The 12,734-nt window shown below is 54.8% G+C and carries 8 protein-coding genes and 2 pseudogenes; 7 read left to right on the top strand and 3 right to left on the bottom strand.

The annotated features are described in order from the left end of the window. The 6 genes and pseudogenes from HMPREF1028_RS01565 to asd all read left to right on the top strand — a co-directional run. Positions 1–269 (top strand): annotated as a pseudogene (locus HMPREF1028_RS01565) (IS630 family transposase); the annotation flags it as partial. A gap of 57 nt (positions 270–326) precedes the next feature. Continuing rightward, positions 327–968, top strand: a complete 642-nt coding sequence (locus tag HMPREF1028_RS01560; RefSeq protein ID WP_009311059.1) for a spore coat protein U domain-containing protein — start codon at positions 327–329, stop codon at positions 966–968. Positions 969–1,009: 41 nt separating this feature from the next. Continuing rightward, entirely contained in the window at positions 1,010–1,735 is a 726-nt protein-coding gene (locus HMPREF1028_RS01555; protein ID WP_009311058.1) for a molecular chaperone, read from the top strand. A gap of 37 nt (positions 1,736–1,772) precedes the next feature. Then, a complete protein-coding gene (locus tag HMPREF1028_RS01550) occupies positions 1,773–4,190 on the top strand; it encodes a fimbria/pilus outer membrane usher protein (protein ID WP_009311057.1) in 2,418 nt (805 codons plus the stop codon). After that, positions 4,181–5,302: a spore coat U domain-containing protein gene (locus HMPREF1028_RS01545; RefSeq protein WP_009311056.1), complete on the top strand. Its 1,122-nt coding sequence runs from the start codon at positions 4,181–4,183 to the stop codon at positions 5,300–5,302. The genes HMPREF1028_RS01550 and HMPREF1028_RS01545 overlap by 10 nt, the downstream gene beginning before the upstream one ends. A 304-nt stretch (positions 5,303–5,606) precedes the next feature. Beyond that, positions 5,607–6,722 carry an aspartate-semialdehyde dehydrogenase gene (gene asd, locus HMPREF1028_RS01540; protein WP_009311055.1) on the top strand — a complete coding sequence of 372 codons (1,116 nt, stop codon included), beginning with the start codon at positions 5,607–5,609 and terminating at the stop codon, positions 6,720–6,722. Positions 6,723–6,965: 243 nt separating this feature from the next. Here the strand turns inward: asd and dapD are convergent, their stop codons facing one another. The 3 genes from dapD to HMPREF1028_RS01525 all read right to left on the bottom strand — a co-directional run bounded on the left by dapD (position 6,966) and on the right by HMPREF1028_RS01525 (position 10,621). Continuing rightward, positions 6,966–7,787, bottom strand: coding sequence for a 2,3,4,5-tetrahydropyridine-2,6-dicarboxylate N-succinyltransferase (dapD, locus tag HMPREF1028_RS01535; protein WP_009311054.1), 822 nt, complete (start codon positions 7,785–7,787; stop codon positions 6,966–6,968). A gap of 245 nt (positions 7,788–8,032) precedes the next feature. Next, a complete protein-coding gene (locus HMPREF1028_RS01530) occupies positions 8,033–9,364 on the bottom strand; it encodes an MFS transporter (protein WP_009311053.1) in 1,332 nt (443 codons plus the stop codon). A gap of 219 nt (positions 9,365–9,583) precedes the next feature. Then, positions 9,584–10,621: a LacI family DNA-binding transcriptional regulator gene (locus HMPREF1028_RS01525; RefSeq protein WP_009311052.1), complete on the bottom strand. Its 1,038-nt coding sequence runs from the start codon at positions 10,619–10,621 to the stop codon at positions 9,584–9,586. Between the two features lie 295 nt (positions 10,622–10,916). Between HMPREF1028_RS01525 and pgi the strand changes: the two are divergent. Further along, positions 10,917–12,544, top strand: a pseudogene (gene pgi / locus HMPREF1028_RS01520) (glucose-6-phosphate isomerase). Positions 12,545–12,734: the final 190 nt, after the last annotated feature.

Genomic DNA, 12,734 nt, shown 5'->3' with positions numbered 1-12,734 from the left:
TTTTTGAAGCGTGGTTTCAGCAATGCCTACTGCCCGCATTGACTCAAAAATCGGTGATTATTTTAGATAATGCACGATTTCACCGTATGGGTGTCTTACGGGAAATGGCGGAAAAATGGGGACATAAGGTATTACCTCTTGCACCTTATTCACCTGAGCTCAACCCGATTGAGAAGGTGTGGGCGAATATTAAGCGGTATCTGCGAACCGTATTGTCTGATTACGCCCGATTTGACGATGCATTACTGTCCTATTTTGATTTTAATTGACTATATTACGGAGACTGTGTCAATACACACCTAAACTCACATACAAGGATAAATCCGATGAAAACACGTTTTACTTTAACTTCTCTGGCTTTGGCTTCTCTGATGATGATGGGCAATGCTGCAATGGCCGAAACTAAAGAAGGCAATTTCAACGTACACCTGAAATTGACCGGCACTTGCGAAGTTCTAACAACAAACAGCGCATTGAATAGTACGAAAATTACTACCGAAGACCCAAGTCTGGCTGGAGCGGACATTGATTTCAGCACACATGTCGCATCATCAAATTCAACCGCTATTACCCAAAAAAACGTTGGCGGTATGGCTACTGGTCTGAATATCCGTTGCAGTAAAAACACACTTTTCACAGTAGGTTTGGAACCTCAAAACGTAACAAGCAACAATGGTGAAGGCACAATGTGGGGTATCTCTCGTACATCAAAACAAAATAATGACACCATCAGCTATCAACTTCAAAAACCTGTCGTAAACGGTTCAGGCATAAATCAAACAGTCCAAGAGACCAACAGCAACACTCCTTGGGGTAATTCAGGTACTGACCTTCTTTCATTGACAGGACAAGGTTTAAGTGATTCCGAAGCAGTCAAACTCCCTGTATATGCAACTGTCAAAGCAGGTGAATTAAACAAATTCATCGACACCTACCAAGACCAAGTCAAAGTAACCCTGAGTTACTAATCTGAGTCACTCCCTCAAAACAAAACAACTAAAAAATCCTCATGCAAAAAGCAATCAGCACACTGGTCGGTATGCTGACGGCGGCAGCGGTTTTACCAAGCCATGCCGCCGGCTTGCAAGTCAATCCGACATCGCTTTCCCTGCCCGCCAAACAGCGGGCGGGTATTTTTACTTTGGGAAACAAGGGCACAGAGCCGTTGACGGCGCAAGTGCGCGTGTTCCGCTGGACGCAGGACGCAAACGGCGGTGAAGTGCTCGAACCTACCGATGCCGTCATTGCCAGCCCGCCCATGGTCAAACTGGAAGCGGGTGCGCAGCAGCAATTCCGCGTGATGCGCGTCAAACCGTCCGACAAACAGGCTGAAGAAGCCTACCGCCTGATTGTGGACGAGCTGCCCGCTCCCAATGCGAAACCGCAAAAAGGCATTCAGTTGGTGATGCGCTATTCGCTGCCGCTGTTTGTCAACGTTCAAAACAATGCCGAACCGAAGCTGCAATGGCGTGCGGAAAAATCCGCGAACGGTAAAGCGGTTTTGGTTGCCGAAAACACGGGCAATGCCCATGCGCAACTGAGCAATATTACTTTTCAGACGACCTCTGCCAAAGACGCCTTGACGCTGGCAAACGGTCTGGCGGGCTACGTCCTGCCGGGCAACACTTGGAAACGCGAATTGGAAGTTTCCCCCGCCTCTCTGAACCAAGGTCGTCTGAATGCCACGGTAAACGGTATGCCGATCCAAACGGAGGTTCGGTTTGCCACCCCATGACCTAAGGACACGGCTCACCCGGCTGAGTGCCGCACTGATGCTGTGTTTCTACGCCCTGCCCTCCCCTGCTCAAGACATCCTGACGCAGGCGGCGCCTGCTGCCTACGAGCAGGCATGGCTGACCGTTTACCCGCAGGTCAAAGTCAACGGCAGCATACGCGACGGTATCGAACCCTTCATGTCGCGTAACGGCGTGCTGTATGCGCGCCCCGAATCCCTGCGCGCCTACGGCATTGCCCTGCCCGACGCAGAAGCTGCCGAAGCAGGCAAAAACGGCGTTGTGCCTGAAATTCAGGACGGCGCGTCCACACCCGGCGCAGGCGTATGGTTCGAACTCTCCTCTATCCCCGGCTTGCAGGCGAAATACGATGCCGCCGCGCAAACCCTTGATCTCACCGCCCCCCTCGAATGGCAGCCCGACCTGAAAACCGCCCGAATCGGCGCATTGCAGGAAAACCGCTACGCCATCGCCAAACCCGGCTTTGCCGCCGTTCTGAACTATGACGCCAATATCTCGCGCAACCGCTCCGGCAACGGCACACAGGGCGTTTTCGGCGAAATGCGCCTGAGCACGCCTTGGGGCTATCTGAACCACACCCAATTTGCCAACCGTAGCCGCAACAAAGAAAGCGGCTCCCGCGGCAACACCGCCCGCCTGGATACCTACTGGCGCACCGTCTGGCCCGAACAAGGCATATCGCTGACCGTCGGCGATACCCTGACCGGACAAATCGGCTCATGGGGCGGCACACGCATCGGAGGTATCAAAATCTCCCGCACTTACAACACCCGCCCGTGGAAACAAACCGCCCCGCTGCGTTCCTACCTCGGTAAAAGCACCCTACCCGGCACGGTCGACCTCTACCTCGACGGCGTCAAACAAATGAGCCGCGACATCGAAGCGGGCGAATACGAACTCATCCTACCGCCGTCCATCAGCGGCCGCAGCAACGCCCAAGTCGTCGCCACCGACGTACTGGGGCGCACCGTCGTCGTCGATATGCCGCTTTACGGCGGCAGCGGACTTTTAGCAAAAGGCTTGAACGAATGGTCGTTTGAAGCAGGCTACGTCCGCCGCGATTACGGCATCCGTTCCGCAAAATACCAATCCGACCCCGCCGCCTCCGGCACGCTGCGTTACGGTGTCAGCAATACCCTGACCGCCCAAATCCACGGCGAAGCCGCGCGCGGCTACCGTCAGGCGGGCATTGCCGCCGATACCGTATTGGGTTCGCTCGGACAACTCAATCTTAATTATGCCGAAAGCCGCTTTGCGGGCAAAACAGGACGGCGCGGCAGCGCGTTTTTCAGCACCCAATGGGACAGGCTCTCCTTCAGCGCAGGCGCAAGCCGTACCAACGGACAATTTGCCGAACTGGGCGACACTGCATACGGCGCAGACTTTTTCAAAGCCACACGCCACCCCGCCACATCCGCCTCCGCATCCGCAGGCTGGAGCAGCGACAAACTCGGTTCATTCAGCCTATCCTACGTCCATTCCCACACCGAAGGCAGCCCCGCCGACGGCGTAGGCTCATTCGGCTGGAGCCGCAGTTTCAAAAACCGCACCTCGCTCTACGCCGGTGCCAATAAAAACTTCCGCAACAGGCGCGAACTGAGTTTCCACGCAGGCCTCTCCGTCAGCCTCGACAACGGCTATTCGACCTCCGCAGGCATCAGCAGAAACAAACACAACAACAGCTACCAAGCGACCCTGAACAAAACCAGCAGCGGCATGGGCAGCACCAGCTGGGGCATAGGCTGGCAGCAAAACGACAATACAAACGGCAGCCGCAGCAATACCTTCAACGGCAACATCCGCCATCAAAACACCTACGGCGACGGCTGGGCAAACGTTTACAGCCAAAGCGGCAACAGCAACTGGAACGCAGGCTGGAGGGGCGGCCTCGTCCTCATGGGCGGCAGCCTCTTCGCCACCCGCCAAGTCAACGACAGTTTCGCCGTCGTCAGCACCGGCGATATGGCGGACGTCCCCATCCGCGCAGGCGGCATGCCCGTAGGCAAAACCAACCGCAAAGGGCTGGCACTGATCCCCAGCCTCTCCGCCTACCAAAAAAACACCGTCAGCGTCGATATTGCCGAGTTGCCGCTGGACGTTCAGCTTGAACACACCGTCGCCGAAATCGCCCCGCCCGAACGCTCAGGCATGCGCGTCGAATTCAAAATCCAGCGCACCCGCGCCGCCACCATGACGCTGAAAGACGCACAAAACCAATTACTCCCGAGCGGCGGCAGCATTACTGCCGAAGACGGCACACCGGCAGCCGTAACCGGCTTCGACGGCAAAACATATATTGAAAACATGAAAGAAGGTAGAAACCGCTTCACCGTCACCCTCCCCGAAAACGGCGGCACTTGCACCTTCGAAGCGGACTACCCTGAAACACACAATCCGGATTCCATCCCGGAACTGGGAGACATCATATGCAGATAAATATAAAGAGAGGTCGTCTGAAAACAAACCCTGCAGGTTTCATTCAAACTTCGCGACTACTCCCCAAAACCATATTCGCCGCAGCCTTATGTCTGATGTTTGCCCCTACCCAAACATGGGCGCACAACGGTGTAGTGGGCGACTATATGAAATGTACCGCGTCTGTCAGCAGCATCTCAGGCGCAGGTGGCAACGTCTTGTCCTTTGGTACGCCTACCCAAGGCATCAATCTGCTCGAAGGACAGATTCCTGAAGTACAAGCTACCATCAACTACGAATGCAAAAGTTTCCTGAAAAGCACTACTCATACCCGCCTGTGCTTCAACATCGATGGCGGCAATAATTCTCCCTCACAAAACACCCCAAGGTTGCTTGCGCATCCCAAGCGCCCCGCCAATACATTGCAATTTCAACTTTACAAACCCGACGGCACCGTCTGGGGTAGCAATGCACCCAACAGCAACGCCAAGCCCTATATGACGGAGAAGCTGGTAATCGGTCCCGACGGTACCAAATCAGGTCAAATTACCCTCACTGCCAAACTCCTCAACCATCAGGAAACCGCCGCACCTTACGCTGACGGAAGCCCGTATGAAGCTGTCTTCAACGGCATATCCGCCTCACTAAACTGGAATACGACTTATTGGGGACAACATCCTGCCAACTGCGGTGCATATTACTCATCTAACGACAGTTTCCCCTTTACTGTACAGGCACACGCCAGCCCCGTCTGTGAATTCATCTCCGCCGACGACATCGACTTCGGCACACACACCGCAGGCAGTACCAACCTGAAGCAGTCGGGCAACCTCACCGTCCGCTGCACCAACGGTACGCCCTACACCGTCGGTCTGATTCCTTCCAACGGTAATCAGGAAGGCAGGGGCGAGATGAAATCCACCAATCCCGCCAACACCGACAAAGTCCCCTACCGCCTCAAAAAAGGTAACAGTTCCGACCCCTGGGGCAACCAATCTTCGGGCACAGGCAGCGCGCAAAGATTTACCGGCGACAGCAGCAATCAGACACACACCATCTCGGCGGAAGTCCAAAACACCGACTACACTCCGGGCGAGTATCAAGACAAAGTAACCGTCGATATCCGATACTGATCCGATAGGTCGTCTGAAAAACAGTGCGGCATTTCGGTTAGAAAAATGCTTGCTCGAACTGTGCTTTCAATGATGCCGGCGTTCCTGCAAAACCTTGAATCTTTCCCAAATGCAAGCCTGCGACTTATCGTCAGGTTTGCTTTCGGAACATTCCGGTTTGGCAGGAACGCTTTTTTTCAGACGACCTCCCCCATACACTCCCGAAACAGCATAAAAAACTTTACATTTACCTCAAACAGGTTTAAAACTCTTCCTTTTCCCCTATTCAGAAATTTGTTAACAATTTCCCCCTAAGGAGCTCAACATGAAAGTAGGTTTCGTCGGCTGGCGCGGCATGGTCGGTTCGGTTTTGATGCAGCGTATGAAAGAAGAAAACGACTTCGCCCATATTCCCGAAGCGTTCTTCTTCACCACTTCCAACGTCGGCGGTGCGGCACCTGATTTCGGTCAGGCGGCTAAAACATTATTGGATGCGAACGACGTTGCCGAGCTGGCGAAAATGGACATCATCGTAACCTGCCAAGGCGGCGATTACACCAAATCCGTGTTCCAACCCCTGCGCGACAGCGGCTGGAACGGCTACTGGATTGACGCGGCGTCCTCCCTGCGCATGAAAGACGACGCGATTATCGTCCTCGACCCAGTCAACCGAAACGTCATCGACAACGGCCTCAAAAACGGCGTGAAAAACTACATCGGCGGCAACTGCACAGTCTCCCTGATGCTGATGGCGCTGGGCGGCCTGTTCCAAAACGATTTGGTCGAATGGGCAACCAGCATGACCTACCAAGCCGCATCCGGCGCAGGTGCGAAAAACATGCGCGAACTCATCAGCGGCATGGGCGCGATTCACGCCCAAGTAGCGGACGAGCTTGCCGATCCTTCCAGCGCGATTCTCGACATCGACCGCAAAGTGTCCGATTTCCTGCGCAGCGAAGACTATCCGAAAGCCAACTTCGGCGTACCGCTCGCCGGCAGCCTGATTCCGTGGATTGACGTGGATTTGGGCAACGGCCAGTCCAAAGAAGAATGGAAAGGCGGCGTGGAAACCAACAAAATCCTCGGCCGCAGCGACAATCCGACCGTAATCGACGGCTTGTGCGTCCGCATCGGCTCTATGCGCTGCCACAGCCAAGCCATCACCCTGAAGCTGAAAAAAGACCTGCCCGTTTCCGAAATCGAAGCAATTTTGGCAGGCGCGAACGACTGGGTGAAAGTCATCCCCAACGAAAAAGAAGCCAGCATCCACGAGCTGACCCCCGCCAAAGTAACCGGCACGCTGTCCGTCCCCGTCGGACGCATCCGCAAACTGGGTATGGGCGGCGAATACATCAGCGCGTTCACCGTCGGCGACCAGCTCTTGTGGGGCGCAGCCGAACCCCTGCGCCGCGTGTTGCGCATCGTGTTGGGCAGTTTGTAAGATTCGCAGGTCAAACAAAAAAGCAACGGTTTATCCGTTGCTTTTTTTATGGCAAAGAAAACAGCATCAAACAAAACGACAATGCCGTCCTGACTTAACCGACTTACCCTATGAAGAGGTCGTCTGAAACCCGAAATCCGGTTTTCAGACGACCTCTTGCCATTCAAACAGGGGAAACCGTTTGCCTGAAGCCCGTTTATGTTTCGGGCTGTTTCAGACGACCTCCCCTTTTCTGTTCGCCGATTAAATACCGCGCAGCAATTCGTTGACGCTGGTTTTGGCGCGGGTTTGCGCATCCACGCGTTTGACGATGACGGCGCAGTAGAGGCTGTGGCTGCCGTCTTTGGAAGGCATACTGCCGGACACGACAACCGAACCTGCTGGTACGCGGCCTTGGTAGATTTCGCCGGTAGTACGGTCGAAGATTTTGGTGGATTGTCCGATGAACACGCCCATGGAAATCACGCTGCCTTCTTCGACAATCACGCCTTCGACGATTTCGGAACGCGCGCCGATGAAGCAGTTGTCTTCAATAATGGTCGGGCTGGCTTGCAGGGGTTCGAGTACGCCGCCGATGCCGACGCCGCCGCTCAAGTGGACGTTTTTACCGATTTGCGCGCAAGAGCCGACGGTCGCCCAAGTATCGACCATCGCGCCTTCGTCAACGTATGCGCCGATGTTGACATAAGACGGCATCAGCACGACGTTTTTAGCAACAAAGCTGCCGCGACGCGCAACGGCACCGGGTACGGCGCGGAAACCGGCGGCGCGGAATTCGTCTTCAGACCAGTCGGCAAACTTGGTCGGCACTTTGTCGAAGTATTTGTTCACGCCGTCGTTGAGGACTTCGTTGTCTTGGATGCGGAAGGACAACAGGACGGCTTTTTTCGCCCATTCGTTGACTTTCCATTCGCCCACGCCCAAACGTTCGGCGACGCGCAATTTGCCTGAATCGAGTTGGCGGATGGTTTCCAACACAGCTTCTTTGACTTCGGGGGTAAAGGTGGTCGGGGTGATGTCCGCACGGTTTTCAAAGGCGGTTTCAATGATGTTTTGCAAAGACATGGGGATTCCTTTTGAAGAGGGTAAAAGGTCGTCTGAAAAATTCGGATGACCTGCAAACAGGCGGTATTTTGCCATGTAAACGCTTTGCCGTCAGCTTTTGCGGGAATGCGGCGATATTCCTATCCAATCCGAGCTTCCACAAACCGTCCCCGCCCGTTTAAAACAAATCGGCACAATCAAACAAAAAAGGTCGTCTGAAAACCTAAAACAAGGGTTTTCAGACGACCTTTTGGCAAATGCCTGAATCAGCCTGCCGATTCTACGCCATAAGGTTTGTTTGACGTTTTGATGGTCAGGGTCAGTACGGCGGCGATGATAAGGAGGACACCGGCAAAAGTCATGGCATGTCCCGGGTCGGCGCCGAGCAAGTTCTCATAGATTTTACTGAAGGTAAGGGTTTGGATCAGCATCGGTATCACAATCATCATGTTGACGATGCCCATATACACGCCGTAGCGCTCTTTCGGGATGGAATGCACGACAATCATAAACGGCACGCCCATCATACTTGCCCAGCCGATACCGAAGCCGATCATCGGGGCGAGCATCATGTTTTTATCGGTAACATGCGGAATCGCCAAAAGGGCAAGTGCGGCAAGGGTAACGGCAAAGGCATGGACGTATTTGGCGGCGTATTTGCGCGCCATCCACATCAACCCGAAGGCAGAAATAAAGGTCACGACGTTGTAAAAACCATTGACCACACCGGTCCATGCCACTGCGTCCTCATATGCGACTTTGTTGGCAGAGGTAGCATTCCATATAGATTTGGCGAGACTGTGGGAGATGTATTGCCAGTAGATGAAGAGTGCGTACCATTGGAAGAGGTAAACCGAAGCGAGCTGCCACAAGGGTTTCGGCATGTCTTTAATAGCATGGTAAATTTCTTTAATGGCTTCAACAGGACCGCCGGATTGGGCTTTAATCGCCGCCAGCTCTTCAGGAGACGGCTCATGTTCGGGGGTGGACAATACGGTCACTAAAACAGAGCCGATGGAGCAGACGGCGCCAATATAGAACGAGCCGAATACCCAGTAGGGGATGCCCGCTTCGGAGGTTTGGTTCAACCAGTCGATTTTCTTGAAGGCATAGAGCGATATGTTGGCAAGGGTAATGCCCAAGCCGGTAAACACGGACTGCATCAAAAAGCCGGTGGATTGTTGGCGTTCGGGAACGGTATCGGCGATGAAGGCGCGGAAAGGCTCCATGGCGGTATTGTTGCTGATGTCCAAGAGCCACAGCAGCAATACGGCAACCCACAATGCGGTAACGTGCGGATAGAAGAACAGACACAAGCTGCAACCGATGGCGCCGAGCAGGAAATACGGACGGCGGCGGCCGAGTCCGGGAATCCATGTACGGTCGCTCATGGCACCGATAAGGGGCTGCACCAGCAAACCGGTAATCGGTCCTGCCATATTGAGGTAAGGCAGTTTTGCAGGGTCAGCTTGTAAGAAACTGAAAATCGGATTGATGGCGGTTTGCTGCAAACCGAAGCTGTATTGAATGCCGAAGAAGCCGAAGTTCATCAGCATAATCTGGCGAAGCGTCAGGGATACTTGTGGGGAAATCTTCATTTTGAAGCGACTCCTGGACTGTATAAGAAGAAAACATGGAACAACAAACTGCGGGAAACACTGCATAGTCGAAGCGGTTGAGCCGCTTTCTTTATTTTTGGGCGTATCGTATTGATACGTTGCAAATGGATAACGTGATGTGTTGTTTGTGTTTTCAGACGACCTTTTATTGTCGTATTGTGCCTGCCTCATAAAGCAGACGTCGTCTGAAAGGATGTTTTACTTCAATGCCGTGACCGACTGCCGCCAAATCGTTTCTCCGACAACCCGAACGGGCGGACGGGCGGTTTCTTTGGTCTCGATAATGTCGAACAGGATTTCCGCCGCCAGCGCGCCCATGCGCATATAGGGCAGCTCAGTGCTGGTCAGCGGCGGAAACAGGGTTTCGGCAATCGCGCTGTGGTTGTCGTAACCTGCCACCGATATCTGCTCCGGAACGCGTACGCCGCGCGTCCTCAAAATGCCGTAAACGCGGACCGCCATTTCGTCGTTGCCGCAGCAAATGACCGTCGGCGGGTCGGCAAGCGACAATAATTTCAACACTGCCGCAATCAAAGGCTCGCTGCCGTTGGCAAAATCGGTGATGCCGGTTTGCACCAAGTCAGGATCGAACACCATGTCCGATTCGTCCAAAGCGCGGCGGTAGCCCGCTAAACGCAGCCGCGTCGCTTCTGCGCCCGCCTGCAAGGTGATGTAGGCGATACGGCGGTGTCCGTGACGGATGATGTTGCGTACCAAATCGTATTGCCCGCGCTCGTCGTCCGGCAAAACCGACGGCGTACCCGCCGCGTCGAAACAGTTGACCAAAACCATCGGGCAGCGGTTGGGCATTTCGGGCAGGACGATTTCGCGGTGCGATTCGGTTACATACAAAATGCCTTCCGCGCGGTGTTCCATAAACGTCCTGACCAAAGGGTCGATTTGCTCGTAGCGGTTGTCCGTATCCGCAATCATCAGCGTTTTGCCCGCTTCGCGGATTTTCTGCTGGATGCCTTTGATTAAAAACATATCTGGCAGACCGTGTACCCCGCCGTATTCGCCCGTGCGCGAGATGGCGCCGGTAATCAGTCCGACCAAGTCCGAACGGTTCGACCGCATCACCCGCGCCGCCGAAGACGGGATATAACCCAAAGCCGCAATCGCTGTTTCGACTTTTGCACGGGTTTTGTCGCTGACCGGCGCATCGCCGTTGATGACGCGGCTGACCGTTTTGGGTGAGACGCCCGCATAAGCAGCAACATCATAAATTGTAGCCATCTTACGACTCCCGCCTCATCCCTGTTTCATTTGATTACGAAGCATATCACACCTGACATCGGTGTCATACCGAAAAATTTACAGAACTTTGATAAAAATCAATCATATAAATTGCATATTGCATACAATTCTTAACCAAACCGGCTCCCCGCATTCGCCAAACCCGCGCCCCTTTGTTAAACTACATACGACTACATAAATATTTACCCTATCGAACCAATCACTACAACGACAATCTATAACTGAATCACATCCCCCGAATGAGCGGGGCGAACCCAATTCCGAAGGAAACCCGATGACCGCATTTACCGAAGCATGGCAAGCCCTTGAACAACACCGGCTCGACACACAACACATCCACCTGCGCGACCGCTTCGCCGCCGAACCCGACCGCTTCGGCAATATGCACGAAACCCTCGACGGCCTCCTCTTCGATTACAGCAAAAACCGCCTCGGCGAAGACACTTTGCAACTCTTGTGCCGCCTTGCCGAAGCCTCGCCCCTAGCCGGACAAATGCACGCCATGCAAAACGGCGAAAAAATCAACCTCAGCGAACACCGCGCCGTCCTCCATACCGCCTTGCGCCTGCCGCCTGATGCCGCGCCCGTTTACGTTGACGGCGAAAACATCCTCCCCAAAATCCACCGTGAACTCGACCGCGCCCTCGCCTTCGCCGAATCACTCAACAACGGCAGCCACAGGGGCATCACCGACAAACCCATCACCGACTTCGTCCACATCGGCATAGGCGGCTCCGACCTCGGCCCTAGAATGTGCGTAGAAGCCCTCAAAGCCTACCGCCAAAACATCCGCGTCCACTTCGTCAGCAATTCAGACGACGCCGACATCAGCCGCACACTCGCCCACCTCAAACCCGAAACCACCGTATTCAGCATTGCCAGCAAATCCTTCCGCACGCCCGAAACCCTGCTCAACGCCTACGCCGCCCGTGCCTGGTATCGTGATGCAGGTTTGCCCGAATCCGGCATCTACCGCCACTTCTGCGCCATCTCCTCCGACGTTGCCGCCGCCCGAAACTTCGGCATCGCCCCCGACAACGTCTTCGCCATGTTCGACTGGGTCGGCGGACGCTATTCCGTCTGGTCAACCATCGGTCTGCCCGTCATGGTCGCCGTCGGCGCCGACCGCTTCCGCGAACTCCTCGCCGGCGCGCACGCCATGGACACCCACTTCTTCCAGACCCCCTACCGCCGCAACATCCCCGTCCTCATGGCGCTCATCAGCATCTGGTACAACAACTTCCAGCACGCCGACGGACAAACCGCCGTCCCATACAGCCACAACCTGCGCCACCTCCCCTCGTGGCTCAACCAGCTCGACATGGAAAGCCTCGGCAAAAACCGCACCGCCGACGGCCATCCCGTCCCCACACCACAGGCGGCATCGTCTTCGGCGAAGAAGGCGTCAACTGCCAGCATGCCTATTTCCAACTCCTCCACCAAGGCACACGGCTCATCCCCTGCGACTTCATCGTCCCCATGACCACCGCCTACGGCATCAACCGCCAACACCGCTTCACCGTCGCCAACGCCTTCGCCCAAGCAGAAGCCCTGATGAAAGGCAAAACCCTCGAAGAAGCCCGCGCCGAACTTGCCGACCTGCCCGAAGCCGAACGCGAACGCCTCGCCCCGCAAAAAGAGTTCCCCGGCAACCGCCCGAGCAACAGCCTCCTCCTCAGCGCCACCGACCCCCGCCGCCTCGGCATGCTCATGGCGGCATACGAACACCGCACCTTCGTCCAAGGCGCAATTTGGGGCATCAACCCCTTTGACCAATGGGGCGTCGAATACGGCAAAGAACTCGCCAAAACCATCGAACCCGAACTCGACCGCGGCAACCCGCAGCACGACAGTTCCACCAACGGCCTCATCGCCTTCTACCGCGCCAGCCAAAACCGATAGGCAGTCCAAACATAAAAGGTCGTCTGAAAACTTATAGTGGATTAACTTTAAATCAGGACAAGGCGACGAAGCCGCAGACAGTACAGATAGTACGGAATCGATTCACTTGGTGCTTCAGCACCTTAGAGAATCGTTCTCTTTGAGCTAAGGCGAGGTAACGCCGTACTGGTTTAAAGTTAATCCACTATAC

The organism is Neisseria sp. GT4A_CT1, assembly GCF_000227275.1.
Classification (GTDB): Bacteria; Pseudomonadota; Gammaproteobacteria; order Burkholderiales; family Neisseriaceae; genus Neisseria.
Note: the sequence above shows the minus strand (reverse complement) of the source record. Positions and strands in the feature narration are given on the sequence as shown.

Bases quoted from the DNA above. Each gene is read 5' to 3' on its own strand.
- HMPREF1028_RS01525 (WP_009311052.1), bottom strand. From the start codon at position 10,621: ATGGCTACAATTTATGATGTTGCTGCTTATGCGGGCGTCTCACCCAAA.
- asd (WP_009311055.1), top strand. From the start codon at position 5,607: ATGAAAGTAGGTTTCGTCGGCTGGCGCGGCATGGTCGGTTCGGTTTTG.
- dapD (WP_009311054.1), bottom strand. From the start codon at position 7,787: ATGTCTTTGCAAAACATCATTGAAACCGCCTTTGAAAACCGTGCGGAC.
- HMPREF1028_RS01560 (WP_009311059.1), top strand. From the start codon at position 327: ATGAAAACACGTTTTACTTTAACTTCTCTGGCTTTGGCTTCTCTGATG.
- HMPREF1028_RS01545 (WP_009311056.1), top strand. From the start codon at position 4,181: ATGCAGATAAATATAAAGAGAGGTCGTCTGAAAACAAACCCTGCAGGT.
- HMPREF1028_RS01550 (WP_009311057.1), top strand. From the start codon at position 1,773: ATGCTGTGTTTCTACGCCCTGCCCTCCCCTGCTCAAGACATCCTGACG.
- HMPREF1028_RS01530 (WP_009311053.1), bottom strand. From the start codon at position 9,364: ATGAAGATTTCCCCACAAGTATCCCTGACGCTTCGCCAGATTATGCTG.
- HMPREF1028_RS01555 (WP_009311058.1), top strand. From the start codon at position 1,010: ATGCAAAAAGCAATCAGCACACTGGTCGGTATGCTGACGGCGGCAGCG.